The sequence below is a fragment of the Microbacterium oxydans genome (assembly GCF_026559675.1).
Lineage (GTDB): Bacteria > Actinomycetota > Actinomycetes > Actinomycetales > Microbacteriaceae > Microbacterium > Microbacterium oxydans_D.
Map to the genome: position 1 here is coordinate 3,592,190 of NZ_CP092891.1, position 21,492 is coordinate 3,613,681.

Sequence of the window (21,492 nt, forward strand, 5' to 3'; positions counted from 1 at the left end):
CTCTTCTTCGTGCCGGGAGACCTCTGAGAAGAGCGAGGGCGCTGGACCTCAGTCCACGAGCAGCGCGGGCTCCTCGAGCACGGAGGCGACATCGGCGATGAAGCGGCTCATGCCGTCGCCGTCGATCACACGGTGGTCGAACGATCCGGCGACCGTGGTCACCCAGCGTGGACGCACCTCGCCGTCGACGACCCACGGCTTCTGGCTGATGGTGCCCATCGCCACGATGCCGGCCTCGCCGGGGTTGATGATCGGGGTGCCCGCATCCATCCCGAACACACCGATGTTCGTGATCGTGATGGTGCCGCCCTGCTGATCGGCCGGCGGGGTCTTGCCCTCGCGCGCCGTGAGCGTCAGACGGTTCAGCGCCCGCGCCAGGTCCTTCATGCCGAGGTCCTGCGCGTCCTTGATGTTCGGCACCAGCAGGCCCCGCGGGGTGGCGGCGGCGATGCCGAGATTCACGTAGTGACGCACGGCGATCTCGGCGCCGGCTTCCGTCTCGATCCAGGCGGCATTCACCATCGGGGTACGGCGGGCGGCCCAGATCACGGCGCGGGCCATGATCAGCAGCGGCGAGACCCGGATGTCGGCGTAGTCGGGCGAGGCCTTGAGGCGCTTCACGAGCTCCATCGTGCGGCTGGCGTCGATCTCCTTCCACACCGTCACGTGCGGAGCGGAGTACGCGCTCTGCACCATCGCCGAAGACGTGGCCTTGCGCACACCCTTGACCGGGATCGACTCGGTGCGGTCGTCGCCGGCGGCAGAGGGCCGGGTCGCGGTGAGGCCGCGTGCGAGTCCGGCCGGTGCGGCCTGCGGCGCCGGCACGGTCTCCTCGCGCACGGCTCCCCACTCGGGGGTCTCGATGTTGCGGAAGACGCTCGCCTGCGACGCATGCTTCATGACGTCGTCCCTGGTGACCTCGCCGTCGGCACCCGTCGCGGCGACCGTCGTGAGGTCGACGCCGAGGTCGCGGGCGAGCTTGCGGATCGGCGGCTTCGCGATCACACCCACCGAGGAGCGGACCGGACGCTCGGCCGGACGCTTGCGGCGCGAGGTGGCGCCGCCGCCCGTGCCGTAGCCGACCAGCACCGAGCCGCCGCCCTCCTCCGCAGCAGGAGCGGCGGGGGCCGGAGCAGCCGGTGCACCCGCAGCGGGCTCGGTCACGAACGTGATGATGGGCGTGCCGACCTCGACCGTCGCGCCCTCCTCGACGAGCAGCTCGCCCACCACACCGGCATGCGGCGACGGCAGCTCGACGAGCGACTTGGCCGTCTCGATCTCGCAGACCACGTCGTTGATCGCGACCGTGTCACCGGGGGCGACCTTCCAGGCCACGATCTCGGCCTCGGTCAGTCCTTCTCCGACGTCGGGGAGATTGAAGTTCTGCGTGCTCATGACGAGTCCTTTCGGCCGAGCGGGGATGTCAGTAGGCGAGGGAGCGGTCGACGGCCTCGAGGATGCGGTCGGCATCCGGGAGGTAGGCGCCCTCGAGCTTCGCCGGCGGGAACGGGGTGTCGTACCCGGAGACGCGCAGCACGGGAGCCTCGAGCGCATAGAACGCGCGCTCCATGACGGTCGCCGCGATCTCACCGCCGATGCTGCCGAAGCCCTGGGCCTCCTGCGCGTAGACCATGCGTCCGGTCTTGCGCACCGAGTCGAGGATGGGCTCGTAGTCGACCGGCGACAGCGAACGGACGTCGACGACCTCGCAGCTCGTGCCCTCGGCCTCGGCGAGCGCCGCGGCCTGCAGCAGCGTCGTGACCATGGCGCCGTGTCCGACCAGTGTCACGTCGCTGCCGGTACGGACGACCCGCGAGGAGTGCAGCGGCACGGCGGAGGCGTCGAGCTCGACCTCGCCCTTCTGCCAGTAGCGGCTCTTCGGCTCCATGAAGATCACGGGGTCGTTCGAGGCGATCGCCTCCTGGATCATCCAGTAGGCGTCGTTGGGCGTCGACGGCGAGACCACGCGCAGGCCGGGGGTGTGCGCGAAGTACGCCTCCGGGCTCTCCTGGTGGTGCTCCACGGCGCCGATGTGCCCGCCGTAGGGGATCCGGATCACGATGGGCATGCTGATCGCGCCCTCGTGCCGGTTGGTGAGCTTCGCGAGCTGCGTGGTGATCTGGTCGAACGCCGGGAACACGAAGCCGTCGAACTGGATCTCGATGACCGGGCGGTAGCCGACCATCGCCATGCCGATCGCGGTGCCGACGATCCCGGATTCAGCCAGCGGGGTGTCGAGCACCCGGCGGTCGCCGAAGTCGCGCTGCAGATGCTCCGTCACGCGGAAGACGCCACCGAGCTTGCCGATGTCCTCGCCCATGAGCAGGACCTTCGGGTCGTCCTCCATCGCCTTGCGCATCCCCGCGTTCAGCGCCTTGCTGAGCGGCATCGTCTCCAGGGTCACCGGACTCCTCCTTCGACCGAGGCGTTCTCGAACGAGGCCTCGTACCGTGCGCGCCAGGCCTTCTGCTGATCGATCAGCGGATGCGGCTCGCTGTACACGTGGTCGAACATCTTGTCGGGGCTGGGGGGTCCGAGCTCGACGGTGCGAGCACGCAGGTCCTCGGCGGCATCCGCCGCCTCGGCCTCGACGTCGGCGAAGAGTTGCGCCGAGGCGCCGCGCCCCTCGAGGAACGCCCGCATGCGGACGATGGGGTCGCGTCCGGCCCAGTACTGCTCTTCGTCGCTGCCGCGATACTTCGTGGGGTCGTCGCTCGTGGTGTGCGCGCCGAGTCGGTACGTGACGGCTTCGATCGCCTGGGGGCCTCCGCCGCTGCGGGCGTCGTCGAGCGCGACGCGGGAGACCGCATAGCTCGCGAGCACGTCGTTGCCGTCGACCCGGACGCTGGGGATGCCGTAGCCGGCGCTGCGCTGCACCAGCGGCACGCGCGACTGCGTGGACACCGGCACCGAGATCGCCCAGTGGTTGTTCTGCAGGAAGAAGACGGTCGGCGCCTGGTAGCTCGCGGCGAAGACCATCGCCTCGTGCACGTCGCCCTGGCTGGAGGCGCCGTCGCCGTAGTAGACGATGACGGCCTCATCGCGGTCGAGGGCGCCGGTGCCGGTGCGGCCGTCGAAGGCGAGGCCCATCCCGTAACCGGCGGCGTGCAGCACCTGGGAGCCGAGCACGAGCGTGTAGAGGCGGGTGTTCCCGTTCTTCGGGTCGGTGGGATCCCAGCCGCCATGCGAGACGCCGCGCATCAGCTTGATGATGTCGAGCGGGTCGACGCCGCGGATGCGCGTGACGGCGTGCTCGCGGTAGGAGGGGAAGATCGTGTCCTGCGCGCGGGCGGCACGGCCGGAGCCGACCTGCGCCGCCTCCTGCCCACGGCTCGGCGGCCACAGCGCGAGCTGCCCCTGCCGCTGCAGGTTGGTCGCCTGGGTGTCGATCGCGCGGATGACGACCATGTCCCGGTAGAACTGCTCGAGTTCCGCGTCGCCGATCGCTTCGATCAGGGGAAGGTATCGTTCAGCGGCGGCGGACGGGGCGTACCGTCCGGTCTCGTCCAGAACGCTCACAAGGGGTGTCTCGGAGGTGGTCACGCTCTCACGCTACCCGCGCCCGCATGCTTGGTCACGCATACCTAGGACGCCCTTGTAACTGCCCGGAAACCGGAGAAAACCGCGGGAAACCGCCCGAGGCCGGGCGCGGGGGCGACTCAGCGGAGCGTGGCCGCGACCTCGAGCACGCGCGCGATCGAGTCTTCCTCGCCGACGGAGATGCGGATGCCGTCGCCCGAGAACGGCCGCACGATGAGGTCGTTCTCGACGAAGGTCACGGCCGCGGCATCGGTGCGGTCGCCGGTCGGCAGCCAGACGAAGTTCGACTGCGAGTCCGGCACGTCCCAGCCCTGCGCGCGGAGGCCGGCCACCAGGCGCCCGCGCCGCTCGACGATCACGGCGACGCGCTCGAGCAGCTCGGCCTCGGCGTCGAGGCTCGCGATCGCGGCGTTCTCGGCGGCGGACGTGACGGACAGCGGGATGCCGGTGGTCCGGGCGGCGTCGAGGACCTTCTCGTGCCCGATCGCGTAGCCGATCCGGAGGCCGGCGAGACCGTAGGCCTTCGAGAAGGTGCGCAGCACCACGACGTTCGGGTGCTGCTCGAACACGCGCTCCGCGAGGCCGTCGACGGCGTCGGGCGCCGTCACGAACTCGGCGTACGCCTCGTCGAGGATGATCAGGACGTCGTTCGGGACGCGCTCGACGAAAGCGGCGAACTCGGCGCTCGTGATGATCGGGCCGGTCGGGTTGTTCGGCGTGCACAGGATGATCGCGCGGGTGCGATCGGTGACGGCATCCGCCATCGCGTCGAGGTCGTGACGGGAGTCGGCGGTGAGCGGCACCGGAACCCCGGTCGCACCGGCCACGAGGGGCAGGCTCGGGTAGGCCTCGAACGAGCGCCACGCGTAGATGACCTCGTCGCCCACGGATGCGGTCGCCAGGATCAGCTGGTGCAGGATCGCGACACTGCCGGAGGCGACGTGCACCTGGTCGGGCCCGACGCCGTAGCGCGCACCGAGTCGCTCGCGCAGGCGCGCCGCGGTCGCGTCCGGGTACCGGTTCATCGGCGTCGTGCGCTGCAGCGCCTCGACCACCGACGGCAGCGGATCGAACGGGTTCTCGTTGCTCGAGAGCTTGAACGCATCGGGACCGGCCTGCTTGCCCTGGCGGTACGGCGCGAGAGCGGCGATGGCGGGACGGATACGGGGCAGGATCGGCTCGGTCACGAGGTCGAGTCTACGAGAGTCGGTCGGAGCCGAAACAGGGCGGACAGGTCATCGCCGCGCACACCCCGAGGACACCGCGGGCTGACACCCGCAGGCGTCCGTGGGACACTGGTCGGACTATGCGCTTCATCATCCGCGTCGTCGTCAACGCCTTCGCCCTCTGGGTCGTCACGCTGATCCCTGCCCTGCAGGTCACGATCACCGCGTTCCCTCCCGGTGAGACCCTGCAGCTGGTCCTGACCCTGCTCGCGGTGGCCGCGATCTTCGCGCTGGTGAACACCATCATCGGCACGGTCGTGAAGATCGTCGCCTTCCCGCTCTACATCATCACGTTCGGCCTGATCGGCTTCCTGATCAACGGCTTCCTGCTGTGGCTGACCGCGTGGATCACGAGCGGCTTCGGCTGGGGCCTCACCGTCGGCGACTTCTGGTGGGGCGTGCTCGCAGCGCTCATCATCTCGGTGATCAACGGCATCTTCGGCTTCATCCTGCGCCCGCAGAGCAAGAGCTCCCGCCGCGACTGAGTCGAGCGCTACTCGGTCGGACAGAGCCGAAGCGGGCTGACCTCCGCGAGGAACTCGAAGTCACGATCGCCGTGCAGCAGCGCCACGTCGCTGCGGATCGCCACGGCCGCGATCAGGCAGTCGGTCATGCTCCGGATCGGGTGCCCGTTGAGCGCGGACGCACGGTACAGGTCGGCGGCGTCCCGGAAGTCGCCCACCGGGTCGATCCCGATCAGCGGCAGCCCGTTCGTCAACACCTCCACCCTCGCCCGCTCCCGCGGCCTGGCGGCGCCCGCCAGGAGCTCCATGATCACCGGTTCCGTGATCGCGAGGTCTGCCCCCTCGGCGATCAGCCCGTTCAGCTGCTCGGCGGCCGGTGAGTCGGTCCCGCGGAGATAGGCGATCCAGACGGAGGTGTCGACGAGGATCACTCGTCGCCCCAGGACGCCGGTGCGTCGTCGCGCATCGCGTCGAGATCGCCGCTCCAGCCCGTCCCCCGCAGGCCGAGGAGGAACTCCTTCGTCAGGGGCACTCCGACGAGGCGGCGGAGCGCGAGATCGACGGCCTCCTTCTTGGTGGAGAGGCTGTACCTGCGCATCACCTCACGCACCAGGTCTTCGTCGATGTCGATGTTCGTGCGCGCCATACACCGACCGTACACCTCGGATACACCCTCGGTCAGAGTCATGCTCAGCGCCTCCGCTCCGCGTGGTACTCGGTGCGTTCGATCTCGACCGCCTCGCCGAGTTCCTCCCAGTAGTCGTCGAGAGCCTCGGCGCGCGGGTCGTCCGAGGCATCCACCAGCTCGGCGGTCTCGATGTAGGTCTCGATGCCGTGCGCCTGCAGCGTCAGGTCCTGGAAACCGTCGTGCGGGTCACCGACCCTGCTCGCGGTGAAGCTGTCGTCCGACCCGGTCCCCGCCGCCGAGCCGCCCACCGCCAACCCGGAGACGAGGTCGTCGGTGTGGCGGAGCTGGATCAGCGTCTGGTCGTCGCCGAGCGTCGACTCGGTGGGGCTCCCCGCGGTCAGCTGCATCGAGACGTCGTACTCGCTCTCCATCGCCAGGTGGGTGGCGATCATCCCGCTCTGGGAGTAGGCGACCACGTCGACCCGGTCGCCCGGTTCCGCCCCCGCGGCGTCCAGCGCCTCGAGCGTGGCCCGATACGAGGCCGAGGTGCGCCCCTGGTAGAGCTGCACGTTCGACTTCATGTCCCACGGCTCCGCCTGCCCCGCGTGCCAGGGCGAGGCGTTCTGCGTGCCCTTCAGGTAGGTCACGAAGCGCGTCGCACCGTCGGCCATCGTGTACTTCTCGACCGCCACCTGCGCACTCCCCGACGGCAGCCGACGGAAGGCGCCGGCGACGCTCGTGAGCGCGGACGGCCGCGACGTCTTCCCCGCGGTCACGCGCACCGGGTCGCCTCTCCCGGTCAGCGTCATGCCAGGCAGCACCTTCCCGAACCCCGTCGCACCCCCGACGATCGCTCCGGCCATGAACACCGGCGGGAGCAGGCCGCCCAGGTCGAACTGATCGCCCAGCCCCTCGAAGCGACGCCCTTCCCAACCGGACACCAGTCCGTCGGCGATGGCCCCGATCCGTTCGTCGCCCGCGAGCAGCCGCGCCAGCCGGATCCGGATCACGCCCGCCGCCACCGCATCCGTGAGGGCCAGCGCCTCGGCCCGCGCCCGCAGCTCGACCACCTCGAACGCCTCCGCCATCAGGAGCGTCCCCGCGCACGCCTCCTCCAGCTCACCACGCAGCGAGCCGAGCCGCTCCCCGCTGCGGCGCAGCGCCCCGCCGTCGACGTGCGAGAAGAGCTCCGGCTCCGACACGACGAGCGCGTGCGCGCGGTCCACGGCGGCGCGCGCCTCGTCGAGCTGGGCCGCCACCCCGCGCACCCGGGCGCCGACGTCGCGCAGCTGCTCGGTGTCGACCGCGATCGCCCCTCCGTGATCGATGCTGAGGCCGTCGGCGGACGCGGCGGCGCTCGCACCGACGACGCGGCTCACTCGCCCGCTCCCGCGTCGAGCTCCCACTGGCGCACCCGCAGCTCGCCGATCTCGGCACCCGCGTCGTCACGCAGCCGCCCGAGCAGCTCATGCAGGGCGCGGAGCCCCTCGGACTCCCAGTCGGTGTCGGCGGCGAGGGGCACAAGGGCGGATCCGGCGTGCTCCAGCGCCGAGAGGGCCGCGCCGATCTCCCCGCTGACCAGCATCCAGATCCAGAGCTCGTGAGAGGCGACGGCGGGGTCGTGTGCGAGGGAGAACATGCCGTCAGCCTCTGCGATGTGCGGGGTCTCACGCGGCCCAGATCACGCGACCGGTGGAGAGTCTCACGGTGCTTCCGCGCGTGCAGAGGCGGTGCCCGTGGCTGTCCGCGCTGGGCAGGAGAGCCGCAGGCGGGCAGAATGTATCTGTGACATCCCCGGATCCCTTCCGCGTGATCTTCGTCTGCACGGGGAACATCTGCCGCTCTCCCATGGCCGAGATCGTGTTCCGCGACCTCGCCGAACGCCAGGGACTCGGCTCGCGCATCGTCTCGCGCAGCGCCGGCACGGGCGACTGGCACCTCGGCGAACGCGCCGATCACCGCACGATCGACTCCCTGGCCCGCCGCGGCTACGACGGCTCGCAGCACCGCGCCCGGCAGTTCACCGCCGCGACCTTCGCCGACAACGACCTCGTGGTCGCCCTCGACCGCACGCACGAGCGCATCCTGCGGGAGTGGGCGCACGACGAAGACGAGGAGGGGAAGGTCACGCTCCTGCTGGCCTTCGACCCGAACGCCTCGACCCACGACGTGCCCGATCCCTACTACGCGGGCACGGACATGTTCGATTCCGTGCTCGGTATGATTGAGGCGGCGACTCGGGGCCTGTTCCGCCAGCTCGAACCCGCTCTGCGTCTCCCCCGCACGCCCCGCATCTGAGGGGCCCGATCAGGAGGACTCCCCTGACTTTCCAGCCCTCGCTCCCGCCGCAGCCCCTGAGCCCTCTCGACGGTCGCTACCGCGGCGCCGTCACCGGACTCGCCGACTTCCTGTCCGAGGCGGGCCTGAACCGGGCTCGCGTCGAGGTCGAGGTGGAGTGGCTGATCGCCCTCACCGACCGCTCGCTGTTCGAGACCTCCCCGCTGTCAGACGCCGACAAGGAGCGTCTGCGCGCGCTGTACCGCGACTTCGGCCAGGCCGAGATCGACTGGCTCGCCGAGAAGGAAGCCGTCACGCAGCACGACGTGAAGGCGATCGAGTACCTGGTGCGCGACCGGCTCTCGACCCTCGGGCTCGACGGCATCGCCGAGCTCACGCACTTCGCCGCCACGAGCGAGGACATCAACTCCGCCTCCTACGCCCTGACCGTGAAGCGCGCGGTCGAGGAGGTCTGGCTCCCGGCCCTCGACACCGTGATCGCGAAGCTGCGCGAGCTGGCGGTCGAGCATGCCGACGCCGCGATGCTGTCCCGCACGCACGGCCAGCCCGCCACGCCCTCGACCATGGGCAAGGAGCTCGCGGTCTTCGCCTGGCGCCTCGAGCGCGTGCGCGGCCAGATCGCCGCCTCCGACTACCTGGCGAAGTTCTCCGGCGCGACCGGCACCTGGTCGGCGCACCTCGCGGCCGACCCCGACGCCGACTGGCCGACCATCGCCCGCGAGTACATCGAGGGCCTGGGGCTCGGCTTCAACATCCTCACCACCCAGATCGAGTCGCACGACTGGCAGGTCGAGCTCTACGACCGCGTCCGTCACGCCGGCGGCATCCTGCACAACCTCGCCACCGACATCTGGACCTACATCTCGCTCGGCTACTTCGCGCAGATCCCTGTCGCCGGGGCCACCGGGTCGTCGACGATGCCGCACAAGATCAATCCGATCCGCTTCGAGAACGCCGAGGCCAACCTCGAGATCTCGGGTGCCCTGCTCGCCTCGCTCGGCCAGACGCTGGTCACCAGCCGCCTGCAGCGCGACCTCACCGACTCCACCACGCAGCGCAACATCGGCGTCGCGTTCGGGCACTCGCTGCTCGCGCTCGACAACCTGTGCCGCGGCCTGAACGCGATCTCGCTGTCGCGCGACGTGCTGCTGGCCGACCTCGACGTGAACTGGGAGGTGCTCGCCGAGGCCATCCAGACGGTCATCCGCGCCGAGGTCGTCGCCGGACGATCCACGATCACGGACCCGTACGCGCTGCTCAAGGAGCTGACGCGCGGTCACCGTGTGGGCGCGGCCGACCTCGCCGAGTTCGTGCAGGGTCTCGAGATCGGCGACGCCGCCAAGCAGCGTCTGCTCGCGCTCACCCCCGCGACCTACACGGGCATCGCGGAGCGCCTCGCCCGCTGACCCGGGTTCCGCCCCCGCTGCACTCCGGCACGATCGCCGAGTGCACGGGGGGCTAGGGCGCGGGCTCCCCGGAGTGCGCCTCCACGGTGTCCTTCGGCATGAAGGCGGCGGCCAGCAGGGTGAGCACGGCGGTCACGGCGACCGCGACGAACACCCAGACCGAGGCGTGGATGATCGTGTCGGGGTCGTCGGGCCCGGCGCCCTGCGCGATGACCGCGTTCGAGATCGCCCCGAACACCGCGACGCCCACGGCGCTCCCCGCCGAGCGCGCGAACGCGTTCATGCCGGTCACGGCGCCCCGCTCGCCCCAGCCCACCGAGGACTGCGCGGCGATGAGGGTCGGCGCGGCGCTCCATCCGAGTCCGAAGCCGAGCACGAACGCGATCAGCGCCATCACGTAGGGGTTCGGCCACGACGACACCGAGGCCAGGACGATCGCGGCGACGCTGGCGATGCTCATGCCGATCAGCGTGGTGCGGCGGAATCCGATGCGCAGGTACAGGCGGCCGACGTTCGCCGCGGCGATGGGCCACCCGAGCGTGAGGGCGGCGACGGCCAGGCCCGAGAGCAGCGGAGCGATCCCGAGCGAGCCCTCGAGGTAGGCGGGGGCGAAGCTGGTGACCCCGATCATGAGCGCGCCCACCCCGAGCGACACGAGCGTGGTGGTGAGGATGAGCGGTCGGGCCGCGAGGCGGAGGTCGACGATCGGCTCCGCGGCACGGCGCTCGACGACGGCGAAGAGCGCGAGCGCCACGAGGCCGACCCCGAAGCACAGCGCGCTCTGGACCGAGACCCAGGCCCAGGCGTTCCCGCCCTCCAGCATCCCGAGGATCAGACCGGTCAGCCCGACCGTGAGGAGCACGGCGCCCGCGTAGTCGATCCGATGCCGGTGCGTCTGCTTCTCCTCCGTGTACTTGCGCAGGAGCATCCACGCGGCGATCAGGCAGAGAGGGATGTTCACCCAGAAGATCCAGCGCCAGGCGTCGAGCTGCGCGAAGACGCCGCCGAGGGCGGGACCGACGACGGAGGAGATCGCCCACACGCTCGCGATGTAGCCCTGCACCTTCGCGCGCTCCGCGACCGTGTAGATGTCGCCGACGATGGTCATCGCCATGGGGGCCACCGCGCCGGCGCCGAGGCCCTGGACGATGCGGAAGGCGATCAGCGCGGGCATGCTCCACGCGAATCCGCAGAGCACCGACCCGAGCAGGAACAGGGCGATGCCGAGGAGGATGATCGGCTTGCGGCCCACGGTGTCGGCGAACCGCGAGTAGATGGGCACGCTCACGGCCTGCGCCAGGAGGTACACCGAGAACAGCCACGGGAACTGCTGGTAGCTGCCGAGGTCGCGGACGATGCTCGGAACCGCGGTGGCCAGGATGGTGGCGTCGATGGCGATGAGTCCGGTGGCGAGCATCAGCGCGCCGAGGATCGGCCCTCGCTTCGACCGGAGTCCGATGGAGGTGCGGTCGACGGAGGCAGTCACCTCAGGGACAAGCGGTTGCGCGTCGCCGATATTCCGGAAGCACCCGGAAGACCGCCGCGGTCGGCCCGCCCGTCGGTCACGAGGAGGAGGTGCGACCGGGCTCCTCGGAGTCGGGGGTCTCGCCCTCGGGCTCCGGGTCGTACAGCACCGGGCGATCGATGGTCTTGGTGACGTCGGCGGGGTCGACGGCGAGGATCAGCATCGCCAGGACCAGCAGCGTGACGATGAACGCCCCGCCTCCGACCACGAGCCCCAGGGCGACCGGGGTGAGCCCGTCGTAGGTGCCGTTCGCGATCGACGCGTTGACCCGCGCGGTGAAGGCACCGGTCGAGACGAGCGTGACGATCATGGCGAAGATGCCGCAGGCCAGGGCGATCCCCAGCAGGTGCAGGGGGCGCAGGATGTCCCGACGGGTGGGTTTCTCGTCGCTCATCGCTGCTCTCCTCCATGCTCCGCCGGTGCGGTGCCGTGATTCGATTCGGGGGCCGCGGTGGCGGCATCCACCCGCTTCGGCGTCAGCCCGGCGATGCCGAGGAACACCGCGACGATCGCGGCATAGCCGCCGAACATCCCGACGCCGAGGATGATGCCGGACAGCACGAAGGTGCCGGCCTTCTCGATCGTGTACTCCTGCAGGAAGCCGGCCGGGATCAGCAGCAGGACGATGCCGAGCAGGATGCCCAGCGCGCCGACCGTGATCGCGTCGCGCGCCAGGGTGTCGCCGGTGCGGCGTGCGCGGATGCCGGCGAGGAGCTCGATGCCTCCGCTGACGATCGCCCACACCGAGACCACGAAGAAGAACAGGTCATCCGAGCGCCAGGCCGGGATGCCGCTCACCATGCCGGCGACGACGCCGAGCGCCGCGAGCAGCACGTAAGACCAGCGCGACCCCGCCGGAAGGACCAGCCAGGCGGCGAGTGCCTGCACGAGGGCGGTCACGAAGACGAAGCCGCTGAAGACGGCGAGGCCGACCGGTGCGGAGTGGTCCGACGAGAACGTGATCATCAGCGCGGCGACCGCGGCGAACAGGGCGCGCAGCAATTGCACGTGGCGCATGGTGAATGCGCGAGCAGGGGCAGACATGACGGTCCAGAGTCCTCCGGGGTGTTCCTCCCAGTCTACGCGGGGGCGCGGAGCGGTATCGCCCGGCGGCGGGCGGAGGAGGGTTTCGTGAAGCCCGGCGGATCTCCCCAGATCGATTGCCGGGCTTCACGACATACGCAGCAAGGGGGCATCACTGCGTCAGGCCGGTCAGTCGCAGGATCGGGCACCCTGCCCGCGACGACGGCCAAGTGACCCCACGTGCCCACCCGGTCCCCTGAGGTTTGCGCATGCGGTCGTAAGCTCACTTTAGGGCGGTTCGCTTCACATACCGGACGGGGGCTGTGATGAGTGACGAATATGACGAGCGCAGGTCCGGGTCCGACACTTTCGCCGGCGCGCTGCGTGACGCGGTGAACGCCAGGGATGTGACCCTGTCCTGGTTGCAGCAGCAGCTCTCCACCCGCGGCAACCGCGTGTCGATGGCGACGCTGAGCTACTGGCGCTCGGGCGCCCGACGCCCTGAGGGCGCCCAGTCGCTCGCGGCGCTGATCGACATCGAGGAGCTCCTCGGGCTCGAGGTCGGCGCGCTGCGACGCCACCTCGGCCCCACCAATCGGACGGGCCCGCTCGGGCCGAACCGGTTCCCGATCGACGAGGAGGAGCTCGAGCGCGCGGTGATGCACGCCTTCCGCTCCCTCGGCGCGACGTACCCGGACACCTCGCGCGAGCTCACGACCCATTCCGTGACGGACGTCGGCCCCGACGGCAACGTCACCCGCAGCATCACCCGCAGCATCGTGCAGTCCACGGTCGGCACGATCACGGCGATCCCGTTCCTCGAGATCACGCCCGGCGTCCGCACGCCCGCGCCCTTCCTGGACGCCGTGTCCGGAGGACGCGCCGCCGCGCACTACTCGCATCCCGACGGCGAGGTGCACGGCATGCTGTTCGAGCTCGACGTGCCGCTGACCGCACCGGACACCGCGATGGTCGAGTGGTCGGTCGCGTACCCGCCGGACTACCCGCCGACGCGCGACACCGGCCACGCGCTGGCGCAGAAGTGCCGCGAGCTGCTGGTGTGGACGCGCTTCCATCCGGATGCCCTCCCCGACTGGTGCGAGGAGGTCGTCGAGACGCCGGACGGGGTGACCGTCACCCCGGTGTCGCTCACCCGCGGCACTTCCGTGCATCAGGTGCGCCGCGCCTTCGGTCCCGGGACGCTGGAGCTGCGCTGGGGCTACGGCCCGCGGGACTCCGCCGATCAGCCGGGCTGATCACCCGTCGCGACCGGACGACCGGGAGAGTTCGACCACTGGCTCCACGAGCCCGGGAACACCTTCGCCTCGATGCCGACCTCGTGCAGGATCAGTGCGGTGTGGGCGGCCGTCACACCCGAACCGCAGTACGCGGCGACGGGCGTGCCAGGGGTGACACCCACGTCGGCGAAGGTCTTGCGCACCGTCTCCGGGTCGAGGATCCGCCCCTCGGGGTCGAGGTGCAGCAGGGTCGGGAGGTTGCGGGCTCCGGGGATGTGGCCGGCCACCGGGTCGAGCGGTTCGGTCTCGCCGCGGTAGCGCTCGGGCGCACGCACGTCGAGCAGCACGCCGGACTCGGGGAACGCGGCGGCCTCGTCGATCGACAGGGCATCGCGACCGATCTCCTCCAGCACGATGTCGCCCGGCTCCGGGCTCACGTCATCCGTCGCGACCTCGAGCCCCGCGGCCTGCCAGCCCCGGATGCCGCCGGCGAGGACGCGCACGTCGACACCGGCCTGGCGCAGCAGCCACCAGGCGCGGGCAGCGGAGATGCCCTTGGAGTCGTCGTACGCCACGACCGTGTCGCCGTCGCGGAGGCCCCAGCGGCGGGCGGCCGCCTGGAGCTTCTCGGTCGAGGGGAGCGGATGCCGCCCCTCCGACGGGTCGCCGTGCGTGGACAGCTCGCCGTCGAGCGAAACGAACACCGCGCCGGGGATGTGCCCGGTGAGGTAGTCGCCGTGTCCGGCCTCCGGACGATCCAGGCGCCAGCGCACGTCGAGCACGCGCACCGGCGCACCCTGGGTCAGGAGGTCGTTCAGCTCGGCCGCACTCACGAAGTCGCTCATGCTGCGAGGCTACCGAGTCGATCGCGGCATCCGGCGCCTCGCCGTCTTCCCGCGTCACGTTAGGCTCGACCCGGCAACGTCGAGAAAGGGCCGCGATGCCCTCACGTCTCCGCTGGATGCGCTTCCGCCCGCAGGAGGCCGCGCTCATCGCGATCACCGCGGTGTGGGGCGGCACGTTCCTGCTCGTGCACTGGGCGATGGAGCACTCCGGGCCGTGGTTCTTCGTCGGGGTGCGGTTCCTCGTGGCAGGGCTGATCAGCATGGTGATCTTCCGCCGCGTCCTGCGCGGCATCCGCTGGCGCGACATCGGCGCCGGAGCTGCGATCGGCGTGATGATCTACCTCGGCTACGGCCTCCAGACGCTCGGTCTGCAGACGATCGACAGCAGCACCTCCGCCTTCATCACCGCGATGTACGTGCCCCTGGTGCCGTTCGCGCAGTGGGCGGTGTTCCGCAAGCGCCCGCCCGTCATGGCCTTCGTGGGCGCGGGGCTCGCCTTCCTCGGACTCCTGCTCATCGCCGGCCCCGACGCCTTCTCCCTGACGCTCGGCGCGGGCGAGATCGCCACCATGATCAGCACGCTTCCCATCGCGGCCGAGATCATCCTGATCAGCCTGTTCGCGGGGAAGATCGACCTCGGCCGCATCACGGTCGTGCAGCTGCTGACCGCCGGCGTGCTCGGCATCCTCACCATGCCCGTCGCCGGCGAGGGCGTCCCCGAGTTCTCCTGGATCTGGGTCGGCTGCGCGGTCGGGCTGGGCGCGGCGAGCTGCCTGATCCAGCTGACGATGAACTGGGCGCAGAAGTCGGTCTCCCCCACGCGCGCGACCATCATCTACGCGGGCGAGCCGGTGTGGGCCGGGGTGATCGGACGCATCGCCGGCGAGCGCCTGCCGCTGACGGCGCTGATCGGCGGGGCGCTCGTCGTGCTCGGCATCCTGGCCAGCGAGCTGAAGCTCGTGCGGCGGCGGACACGGGACGCGACGGGCCCGGACGTCAGACCGTGAGCAGGACCTTCGTGGCGCGGCGCTCGTCCATGGCCCGGTAGCCCTCGGCGGCCTCCTCCAGCGGGAGGGTGAGGTCGAAGACCTTGCCGGGGTCGATCTTCCGATCCCAGATGAGCTGGATCAGCTCCGGGAGGAAGCGGCGCACCGGGGCGGGCCCGCCGTGCAGATGCACGCCGGAGAAGAACAGCTCCTCACCGGGCAGTGCGACATCGTGCGAGACGCCGACGAAGCCGACATGGCCGCCCGCACGGGTCGAGCGGATCGCCTGCATCATCGATTCCTGCGTGCCGACCGCCTCGATCACCGAGTGGGCGCCGAGGCCGTTCGTCAGCTCCTTGATCCGCGCCACTCCCGCATCCCCGCGCTCCTCGACGATGTCGGTGGCGCCGAACTCGCGGGCCAGCGCCTGCCGGTCGGCGTGCCGGCTCATCGCGATGATGCGCTCGGCGCCGAGCTCCCGGGCCGCCAGGATGCCGAGCAGACCCACGGCCCCGTCGCCGACGACCGCGACGGTCTTGCCCGGTCCGACCTCGGCGGCGACCGCTGCGAACCATCCCGTGCCGAGGACGTCGGAGGCGGCGAGCAGCGAGGGGATCAGGTCCGCATCGGGCTGCCCGGGCGTGACGACCAGGGTGCCGTCGGCGTGCGGGATGAGCGAGTACTCCGCCTGCGTCCCGTAGCGGCCCATCGGCACGACGTGCACGCAGCGGGACTGGTAGCCGGCCCGGCAGATCTCGCACGTGTTGTCGGACGCCATGAACGAGCCGACGACGAAGTCGCCGACCTTCAGCGTCTGCACCTCGGCGCCGATCTCCTCGACCACGCCGACGTATTCGTGGCCCATCGGGGCGTGATCGACCTCGTTCGCGCCGCGGTACGGCCACAGGTCCGACCCGCAGATGCACGTCGCGGCGATGCGGATGACGGCATCCGTCGGCCGGGTGATGGTGGGCTTCTCGCGCTCCTCGACCCTGACGTCGCCGGGGGCGTACATGACTACTCCGCGCATTCCTGATGCTCCTTCTGTCGTGTACGTCCAGTCCACACCGATTCCGCGACGGATGGGAGGTACTGAGGGAACCCCTTCGAGATCGGCCCATCCGGGAATACTCGGCGGGATCGCGCGTTGCACCCGGCATGATTGAAACTTCAACCGTCGCTCCGGTCGCCACGGAGCGCACCCGCGTCCGCGTGCCGCTGCGCTTCGGCGACGGCTTCTCCACCACCGCGGACGTCGTCACCTTCGACGGCCTCGTCGACGGCCGCGAGCACCTGCTCCTCGGACTCGGCGACTGGCGCGCTGCGCTCGAACGCGCGACCGACGGCGGAGACGCGCCGCTGGTGCGCCCGCACAGCGAGTGCCTCACCGGAGACGTCTTCGGCTCGGAGCGCTGCGACTGCGGCCCCCAGCTGCGCGAGGCCGTCGAGCGCATCGCCGACGAGGGCGGATTCCTGCTCTACCTGCGCCAGGAGGGTCGCGGCATCGGCCTGTACGCCAAGCTCGACGCCTACGCCCTGCAGGACGCGGGGCTCGACACCTACGAGGCGAACGTCGCCCTGGGCCACGGGGAGGACGAGCGCGACTACACCGTCGCCGCCCAGATGCTGAACGCGGTCGGCGTGGACGGCATCCGCCTGCTGAGCAACAACCCCGACAAGGCCGTGCAGCTCGAGGCACTCGGCATCCGCGTCACGGAGCGGGTCCGCACCGAGGTGCACCTGTCGGAGTCGAACTCCCGCTACCTGCAGGCCAAGCGGGACCACACCGCGCACACGCTCGACCTGTCGGCGGCGTGACACCCGGACTGACACCCGGCCTGACGCTCCAGGAGGACATCATGACGGCGGAGCAGCAGCATCCGCGTCGACTCGACGACACCGAGATGGAGACGTGGCTCCCCGTCATCCGGTTCGTCCAGCTGCTGCCCCAGGTGCTCGACCGCACCCTGAAGGAGGAGGTCGGGCTCAACCACGCGCGCTACGCGATCCTCGTCACGCTGGCCGGGCAGGGCGAGGGCGTCGTCACCATGACTGAGCTCGCCCGCATCGCCGGGCTCAGCCGCTCCCGCCTCAGCCACGCACTCGACTCCCTCGAGGAGCGCGGCTGGGTCGAGCGCACATCGTGCAGCACCGACAAGCGCACCCTCTCCGCCGCGCTCACCCCCGAGGGCCGGGAGATGCTGCGGACGGCGGCGCCCGTGCACGTCGAGCAGGTGCGCGAGCTGGTGCTCGACCCGCTCACCCCCGAGGAGCGCGCGCAGCTGAGCGGCATCCTCGGCAAGCTGCTGCCCGGGGTGACCGCGGCCCTGTAGGCGATCGGCTCACGCCTCGGGTCCTGCTCACGCCTCGGGCCCTGCTCACGCCTCGGGGATGGGGCGGCCGAACGCCTCGAGAGTCACGTCCTCGGGCGCGGGGCCCCGGCGCACGCCGGTGTCGAGCGCGTCGATCGACGACAGCTCCGCGTCCGTGAGCTCGAAGTCGAACACGTCGAAGTTCTCGGCGATGCGGGCCGGACGCACCGACTTCGGCAGCGCGGAGCGGCCCTGCTGCAGGTGCCAGCGCAGCATCACCTGGGCGGGGGTCCTGCCGTGCGCGGCGCCGATCGCCCGGAGCGTCTCGTCCTCGAACGCGGAGGCGCCGTCGGGGCGGTACGCGGTGATCCCGCCGATGGGCGACCAGGCCTGGGTGACCGTGCCGACGGCGGCATCCGCCTCCTGCACCGCGCGCTGCGAGAAGTAGGGGTGCGCCTCGATCTGATTGACCGCCGGGATGATGCTCGTCTCCGCGGCGAGGCGGTCCAGGTGCTCGACCATGAAGTTGCTCACACCGATGGCGGCGACCCTCCCGTCGGCGAGCAGCCTCTCGAGCGCCCGGTACGCGCCCACCGTGAGGTCGAACCGCGTCGGAAGGGCCTGGTGCAGGATCAGCAGGTCGAGCTGGTCGACGCCCAGCTTGCCGGTCGACTTCTCGAAGGCGTGCAGGGTCTCGTCGTACCCGTAGTCGCTGATCCAGACCTTCGTCTCGAGGAAGACCTCGTCGCGCGGGATGCCGACGCGGCGGAGTGCCTCGCCCACCTCGCGCTCGTTGCCGTAGGCCGCCGCGGTGTCGATGAGGCGGTAGCCGGTCTCGAGCGCGGTGGCGACGGCATCCACCGTCTCCTCCGGAGCCGCCTGGTACACGCCGAACCCGAGGGCCGGCATCGTGACGCCGTTGTTGAGGATGAGTTCCTTGGTCATGTCTCCAGTGTGCGCCCGCTCGACGGCAGGAGGGAGGGCCTGGCGTCACCCCCTTCCGCCACCGGAGAGCTCGACGACGGGTACTGGCAGTACCTCCCTCGCGACCCGCGGACGGCGTAGCGTCGGTGTCATGGACACCCGCAGCGAGGTGCGCGAGTTCCTCTCCACGAGGCGCGCACGCATCACCCCCGACCAGGCGGGCCTGCCCGTGTTCGGCGGCAACCGCCGGGTGCCGGGACTCCGCCGCGAGGAGGTCTCGCTGCTCGCGGGCGTCAGCGTCGACTACTACACGCGCCTCGAACGCGGCGACCTGTCCGGAGCCTCCGACAGCGTGCTCGATGCGCTCGCCCGCGCGCTCCAGCTGGACGACGCCGAGACCGCGCACCTGTTCGACCTCGCCCGCACCGCCAACGCCTCCCCCCTGGCGCGCACGCCGCGGAAGAAGGCCGAGGTGCTGCGCCCCAGCATCCTGCGCCTGCTCGACGCGATGACCGAGGCGCCGGCGCTGCTGCGCAACAACTACTTCGACTACCTCGCCGGGAACGCCCTGGGCCGCGCGCTCTACGCCCCGCTGTTCGCCGAGCCCGCACCGAACAGCGCCCGCTTCGCGTTCCTGAACCCGGCGGCGCACGACTTCTACCCGGAGTGGGAGCGCAACACCCAGGAGCTCGTCGCGGCGATGCGCGGAGAGGCCGGGCGCAATCCGTTCGACCGGCGGCTCACCGATCTGGTCGGCGAGCTGTCGACGCGCAGCGAGCGCTTCCGCACGCTGTGGGCGGCACACAACGTCCGCTATCACCGCTCGGGCGTCAAGCGTCTCAACCATCCGGTGATCGGCGAGATCGAGCTGACCTACGAGGCGTTCGAGCTCCCCGCCGATCCCGGGCTGCACCTCTCGACCTACACGGCGGAGCCGGGGACGGCCTCGGCCGACAAGCTCAGGATGCTCGCCAGCTGGGCGGCGACGGATGTGGCGGCACCCGCCGCCGCGAACACTCCCGAGCCTACGCCGGAGCACAACGCCGGCCGACCCGACTTCTGAACGCCCGACGCGGCCGGAAGGGCCCGTGAGCCCGCACGATTCCGCCGGTTCGGCGCTGCTCAGCGGGCGCGGACGGTGAGGCTCTGCATCGAGACGCCGAAGGGACCGGACGCGTCGTTCAGGACGGTGTGGGTGAGTCCGATCCCGGATGCCCCGAAGGTCACCGTCGTGTCGAGGCCGATCCAGCCGGCGTCCGGCGTGCGGAACAGATGCGCGGTGAGATCGACGTTCGGATAGAACGCGTCCCCGACCGGCACGCGCGGCGTCAGCCCGTTCGCGAGGTCGATCATGCCGAGCGCCCGCGCGGTCGTGCTCACGGTCTCGCCCTCCAGCAGCGGATGGTGCGGCATGATCCACGCCGATGCGCGACCGGGCTCCTCCTGCCGATGCCGGAAGTCGCCGGAGCGGACGAACGCTCCGGGCCAGATGGCACCCGCCTCCCACGCGGCGTGGGCGTCGAGCGGCGGCATCACCGGCAGCGCCCCGCCGGCGATCGCGGCCGTGTCCGTCGTCTGCATCAGCCAGGCGCGGAGGATCACGGCGGGCCGCTCGTCGTGGCTCAGCGTGGCCTCGACGAGCTCGATCGTCCGCCCCGGACGGATGACCCGGATCTCGACGTCGACCACGTCGATGGGCAGCACGCCGAGGATGTCGTACGAGACCCGCCCCAGCGTCAGCGCATCGTCACGGCGCGCGTCGCGATCGACCTCCACGAGGTGCGCGAGCAGTCCGATCGTGGGGGCGATGTGCTGCTCGGCGGTGTTCCAGGCGCCCTGCACGGCAGCCGTGGCACGGAACTCGGTCGCGGAGAGCCTCTCGAAGTACGCGGTCACCCTCGGATCGTAACGCGGCACGGCATGTCGCCTCCCGACGGTTGGCCTGGCGGAGCCGCAGGGATAGCATGTGTCTCCCGCGGAGGGCACCGGCGCTCACTGCCCCGATGACCTGGAGGAGCCATCGACCACGACGACCTCCCGCACGTGCAGGGCGGTGCGGACAGCGGCGGATCGGGGAGCGAGATCGCCGACTTCGCGTCGACGCTGCGACGGGCCGTGAAGCGGCGCGGACACTCCCTGCGGATGCTCCGCGGACGGCTGCGGGATCGGGGATACGAGCTCAGCGTCGCCACGCTCTCCATGTGGCAGTCCGGTGCGCGGCGTCCGGAGAAGGACACGTCGTTCGACGCCATCCGCGAGCTGGAGCACCTGCTGCTGCTGGACCCCGGGACCCTCACCGACACGCTGGGCCCCTCCCGTCGCATCCCGCCGAGCCTGCATCGGACATACGCCTCGCTGACCGATCTGCCGAACAGTCCGTTCACGACCGAGCCGACGCCCGAGCTGCTGGAGCGGTCGGGATCGCTCCTCATCGACATCGACGCCGGGAGCAGGATCACGCGCACGGTGAACCGCACGCTCTGGCAGGCGCATCGAGACGGCGCACGCCGCGCGACCGTCTTCTACGGACTGAACCCGGCCGACTCCGCGCCGCCCGAGATCCGCGGCATCCTCGGCTGCGACCTCGTCGACGCACGGATCGACCTCGACCAGCAGCTCGTCCGGGCCACTCTCCAGCTGAGCGCGCCGCTCCGCAAGGGCGAGTTGGCGCTCACCGAGCGGGAGTCGATCGCGCCGGAGGGCTCGGTGCCGGAGAAGGGATTCACGGTCGTGGCCCCGCGCCGTCAGGCCGAGATCCTGGTGCATCTGCGCTTCGACCCGCAGCGTCTGCCGCGGCGATGCCGGGTGCTCGTCGAATCCGGCGACACCTCGCGCACCCACGCGGTGACGCTCAACGGCGCGGGGGTCACGCATGCGGAGTTCGCCTTCGGCCCCGGCACGGTCACGCTGATGTGGGAGTGGTGACGGCGCCGACGCGATGCGGCACGGAGGAGCGGGGAGCGAAACGTCCCTCCTCTGCCTCGCCCCTCGCCCTTCCCCTGCGCGCCAGCCCCAGTCGGGCGTGTGCCGGTCGCAGCCCCAACCGCCACCGGCGCGCAGAAACGTACCAGCAGTCC

General features: G+C 70.9%; 24 protein-coding genes. 9 read left to right on the forward strand and 15 right to left on the reverse strand.

The window, feature by feature from the left end:
• Positions 1–48: 48 nt before the first annotated feature.
• The 4 genes from MME74_RS17365 to MME74_RS17380 form a co-directional block, all read right to left on the reverse strand.
• Positions 49–1,395 carry a dihydrolipoamide acetyltransferase family protein gene (locus MME74_RS17365; RefSeq protein ID WP_267416365.1) on the reverse strand — a complete coding sequence of 449 codons (1,347 nt, stop codon included), beginning with the start codon at positions 1,393–1,395 and terminating at the stop codon, positions 49–51.
• A 28-nt stretch (positions 1,396–1,423) separates the two neighbouring features.
• Positions 1,424–2,389 carry an alpha-ketoacid dehydrogenase subunit beta gene (locus MME74_RS17370; RefSeq protein ID WP_267418607.1) on the reverse strand — a complete coding sequence of 322 codons (966 nt, stop codon included), beginning with the start codon at positions 2,387–2,389 and terminating at the stop codon, positions 1,424–1,426.
• 11 nt (positions 2,390–2,400) lie between these two features.
• On the reverse strand, positions 2,401–3,543 hold the full coding sequence (locus MME74_RS17375; protein ID WP_267416366.1) for a thiamine pyrophosphate-dependent dehydrogenase E1 component subunit alpha: 1,143 nt from the start codon (positions 3,541–3,543) through the stop codon (positions 2,401–2,403).
• 116 nt (positions 3,544–3,659) lie between these two features.
• Positions 3,660–4,727 carry a histidinol-phosphate transaminase gene (locus tag MME74_RS17380; RefSeq protein WP_267416367.1) on the reverse strand — a complete coding sequence of 356 codons (1,068 nt, stop codon included), beginning with the start codon at positions 4,725–4,727 and terminating at the stop codon, positions 3,660–3,662.
• Between the two features lie 119 nt (positions 4,728–4,846).
• On the opposite strand from MME74_RS17380, the gene MME74_RS17385 reads away from it, so the two are divergent.
• A complete protein-coding gene (locus MME74_RS17385; protein WP_267416368.1) occupies positions 4,847–5,251 on the forward strand; it encodes a phage holin family protein in 405 nt (134 codons plus the stop codon).
• A gap of 8 nt (positions 5,252–5,259) precedes the next feature.
• Here MME74_RS17385 and MME74_RS17390 read toward each other — a convergent pair whose 3' ends face one another.
• The 4 genes from MME74_RS17390 to MME74_RS17405 are packed head-to-tail and all read right to left on the reverse strand — an operon-like array spanning position 5,260 to position 7,497.
• Positions 5,260–5,661 carry a PIN domain nuclease gene (locus MME74_RS17390; RefSeq protein WP_267416369.1) on the reverse strand — a complete coding sequence of 134 codons (402 nt, stop codon included), beginning with the start codon at positions 5,659–5,661 and terminating at the stop codon, positions 5,260–5,262.
• A complete protein-coding gene (locus tag MME74_RS17395) occupies positions 5,658–5,876 on the reverse strand; it encodes a type II toxin-antitoxin system VapB family antitoxin (RefSeq protein WP_267416370.1) in 219 nt (72 codons plus the stop codon). The genes MME74_RS17390 and MME74_RS17395 overlap by 4 nt, the downstream gene beginning before the upstream one ends.
• 44 nt (positions 5,877–5,920) lie before the next feature.
• The gene (locus MME74_RS17400) at positions 5,921–7,237 is read right to left on the reverse strand and encodes a hypothetical protein (protein ID WP_267416371.1); all 1,317 of its coding nucleotides are present in this window, start codon (positions 7,235–7,237) and stop codon (positions 5,921–5,923) included.
• A complete protein-coding gene (locus MME74_RS17405; protein ID WP_267416372.1) occupies positions 7,234–7,497 on the reverse strand; it encodes a hypothetical protein in 264 nt (87 codons plus the stop codon). Before MME74_RS17405 ends, MME74_RS17400 begins: the two co-directional genes overlap by 4 nt.
• A 209-nt stretch (positions 7,498–7,706) precedes the next feature.
• On the opposite strand from MME74_RS17405, the gene MME74_RS17410 reads away from it, so the two are divergent.
• Both MME74_RS17410 and purB read left to right on the forward strand, forming a co-directional pair.
• A complete protein-coding gene (locus MME74_RS17410) occupies positions 7,707–8,156 on the forward strand; it encodes a low molecular weight protein-tyrosine-phosphatase (protein WP_267418609.1) in 450 nt (149 codons plus the stop codon).
• 23 nt (positions 8,157–8,179) lie between these two features.
• Positions 8,180–9,562 (forward strand): adenylosuccinate lyase, encoded by a 1,383-nt coding sequence (gene purB, locus MME74_RS17415; protein ID WP_267418610.1) that lies wholly within the window; start codon positions 8,180–8,182, stop codon positions 9,560–9,562.
• 52 nt (positions 9,563–9,614) lie between these two features.
• On the opposite strand, the gene MME74_RS17420 is transcribed toward purB, so the two are convergent.
• The 3 genes from MME74_RS17420 to MME74_RS17430 all read right to left on the reverse strand — a co-directional run bounded on the left by MME74_RS17420 (position 9,615) and on the right by MME74_RS17430 (position 12,131).
• Complete coding sequence (locus MME74_RS17420; RefSeq protein WP_267416373.1) at positions 9,615–11,048, reverse strand: MFS transporter; 1,434 nt, start codon at positions 11,046–11,048, stop codon at positions 9,615–9,617.
• Between the two features lie 76 nt (positions 11,049–11,124).
• Positions 11,125–11,481, reverse strand: coding sequence for a hypothetical protein (locus MME74_RS17425; protein WP_267416374.1), 357 nt, complete (start codon positions 11,479–11,481; stop codon positions 11,125–11,127).
• The gene (locus tag MME74_RS17430; RefSeq protein ID WP_267416375.1) at positions 11,478–12,131 is read right to left on the reverse strand and encodes an acyl-CoA synthetase; all 654 of its coding nucleotides are present in this window, start codon (positions 12,129–12,131) and stop codon (positions 11,478–11,480) included. The genes MME74_RS17425 and MME74_RS17430 overlap by 4 nt, the downstream gene beginning before the upstream one ends.
• Before the next feature lie 305 nt (positions 12,132–12,436).
• Here MME74_RS17430 and MME74_RS17435 point away from each other — a divergent pair, with 305 nt between their 5' ends.
• On the forward strand, positions 12,437–13,366 hold the full coding sequence (locus tag MME74_RS17435) for a hypothetical protein (protein ID WP_267416376.1): 930 nt from the start codon (positions 12,437–12,439) through the stop codon (positions 13,364–13,366).
• Here the strand turns inward: MME74_RS17435 and MME74_RS17440 are convergent.
• A complete protein-coding gene (locus tag MME74_RS17440) occupies positions 13,354–14,193 on the reverse strand; it encodes a sulfurtransferase (RefSeq protein ID WP_267416377.1) in 840 nt (279 codons plus the stop codon). The two genes, MME74_RS17435 and MME74_RS17440, sit on opposite strands and share 13 nt — an antisense overlap.
• 95 nt (positions 14,194–14,288) lie before the next feature.
• On the opposite strand from MME74_RS17440, the gene MME74_RS17445 reads away from it, so the two are divergent.
• A complete protein-coding gene (locus MME74_RS17445) occupies positions 14,289–15,200 on the forward strand; it encodes a DMT family transporter (RefSeq protein WP_267416378.1) in 912 nt (303 codons plus the stop codon).
• On the opposite strand, the gene MME74_RS17450 is transcribed toward MME74_RS17445, so the two are convergent.
• Positions 15,190–16,209 (reverse strand): zinc-dependent alcohol dehydrogenase family protein, encoded by a 1,020-nt coding sequence (locus tag MME74_RS17450; protein ID WP_267416379.1) that lies wholly within the window; start codon positions 16,207–16,209, stop codon positions 15,190–15,192. The genes MME74_RS17445 and MME74_RS17450 overlap by 11 nt on opposite strands.
• Before the next feature lie 128 nt (positions 16,210–16,337).
• On the opposite strand from MME74_RS17450, the gene MME74_RS17455 reads away from it, so the two are divergent.
• Both MME74_RS17455 and MME74_RS17460 read left to right on the forward strand, forming a co-directional pair.
• On the forward strand, positions 16,338–16,997 hold the full coding sequence (locus tag MME74_RS17455) for a GTP cyclohydrolase II (RefSeq protein WP_267416380.1): 660 nt from the start codon (positions 16,338–16,340) through the stop codon (positions 16,995–16,997).
• 41 nt (positions 16,998–17,038) lie between these two features.
• The gene (locus MME74_RS17460) at positions 17,039–17,512 is read left to right on the forward strand and encodes a MarR family winged helix-turn-helix transcriptional regulator (protein ID WP_267416381.1); all 474 of its coding nucleotides are present in this window, start codon (positions 17,039–17,041) and stop codon (positions 17,510–17,512) included.
• Positions 17,513–17,557: 45 nt separating this feature from the next.
• Here MME74_RS17460 and MME74_RS17465 read toward each other — a convergent pair whose 3' ends face one another.
• On the reverse strand, positions 17,558–18,436 hold the full coding sequence (locus tag MME74_RS17465) for an aldo/keto reductase (protein WP_267416382.1): 879 nt from the start codon (positions 18,434–18,436) through the stop codon (positions 17,558–17,560).
• A gap of 130 nt (positions 18,437–18,566) precedes the next feature.
• On the opposite strand from MME74_RS17465, the gene MME74_RS17470 reads away from it, so the two are divergent.
• A complete protein-coding gene (locus MME74_RS17470; RefSeq protein WP_267416383.1) occupies positions 18,567–19,478 on the forward strand; it encodes a helix-turn-helix transcriptional regulator in 912 nt (303 codons plus the stop codon).
• Between the two features lie 59 nt (positions 19,479–19,537).
• On the opposite strand, the gene MME74_RS17475 is transcribed toward MME74_RS17470, so the two are convergent.
• Entirely contained in the window at positions 19,538–20,311 is a 774-nt protein-coding gene (locus MME74_RS17475; protein ID WP_267416384.1) for a thioesterase family protein, read from the reverse strand.
• Between the two features lie 147 nt (positions 20,312–20,458).
• Here MME74_RS17475 and MME74_RS17480 point away from each other — a divergent pair, with 147 nt between their 5' ends.
• On the forward strand, positions 20,459–21,340 hold the full coding sequence (locus MME74_RS17480) for a hypothetical protein (protein ID WP_267416385.1): 882 nt from the start codon (positions 20,459–20,461) through the stop codon (positions 21,338–21,340).
• The last annotated feature ends 152 nt before the right edge of the window (positions 21,341–21,492 follow it).

Bases quoted from the DNA above. Each gene is read 5' to 3' on its own strand.
- MME74_RS17365 (WP_267416365.1), bottom strand. From the start codon at position 1,395: ATGAGCACGCAGAACTTCAATCTCCCCGACGTCGGAGAAGGACTGACC.
- MME74_RS17370 (WP_267418607.1), bottom strand. From the start codon at position 2,389: ATGCCGCTCAGCAAGGCGCTGAACGCGGGGATGCGCAAGGCGATGGAG.
- MME74_RS17385 (WP_267416368.1), top strand. From the start codon at position 4,847: ATGCGCTTCATCATCCGCGTCGTCGTCAACGCCTTCGCCCTCTGGGTC.
- MME74_RS17395 (WP_267416370.1), bottom strand. From the start codon at position 5,876: ATGGCGCGCACGAACATCGACATCGACGAAGACCTGGTGCGTGAGGTG.
- MME74_RS17405 (WP_267416372.1), bottom strand. From the start codon at position 7,497: ATGTTCTCCCTCGCACACGACCCCGCCGTCGCCTCTCACGAGCTCTGG.
- MME74_RS17410 (WP_267418609.1), top strand. From the start codon at position 7,707: ATGGCCGAGATCGTGTTCCGCGACCTCGCCGAACGCCAGGGACTCGGC.
- MME74_RS17425 (WP_267416374.1), bottom strand. From the start codon at position 11,481: ATGAGCGACGAGAAACCCACCCGTCGGGACATCCTGCGCCCCCTGCAC.
- MME74_RS17430 (WP_267416375.1), bottom strand. From the start codon at position 12,131: ATGTCTGCCCCTGCTCGCGCATTCACCATGCGCCACGTGCAATTGCTG.
- MME74_RS17435 (WP_267416376.1), top strand. From the start codon at position 12,437: ATGAGTGACGAATATGACGAGCGCAGGTCCGGGTCCGACACTTTCGCC.
- MME74_RS17440 (WP_267416377.1), bottom strand. From the start codon at position 14,193: ATGAGCGACTTCGTGAGTGCGGCCGAGCTGAACGACCTCCTGACCCAG.
- MME74_RS17445 (WP_267416378.1), top strand. From the start codon at position 14,289: ATGCCCTCACGTCTCCGCTGGATGCGCTTCCGCCCGCAGGAGGCCGCG.
- MME74_RS17450 (WP_267416379.1), bottom strand. From the start codon at position 16,209: ATGCGCGGAGTAGTCATGTACGCCCCCGGCGACGTCAGGGTCGAGGAG.
- MME74_RS17455 (WP_267416380.1), top strand. From the start codon at position 16,338: ATGATTGAAACTTCAACCGTCGCTCCGGTCGCCACGGAGCGCACCCGC.
- MME74_RS17460 (WP_267416381.1), top strand. From the start codon at position 17,039: ATGACGGCGGAGCAGCAGCATCCGCGTCGACTCGACGACACCGAGATG.
- MME74_RS17465 (WP_267416382.1), bottom strand. From the start codon at position 18,436: ATGACCAAGGAACTCATCCTCAACAACGGCGTCACGATGCCGGCCCTC.
- MME74_RS17470 (WP_267416383.1), top strand. From the start codon at position 18,567: ATGGACACCCGCAGCGAGGTGCGCGAGTTCCTCTCCACGAGGCGCGCA.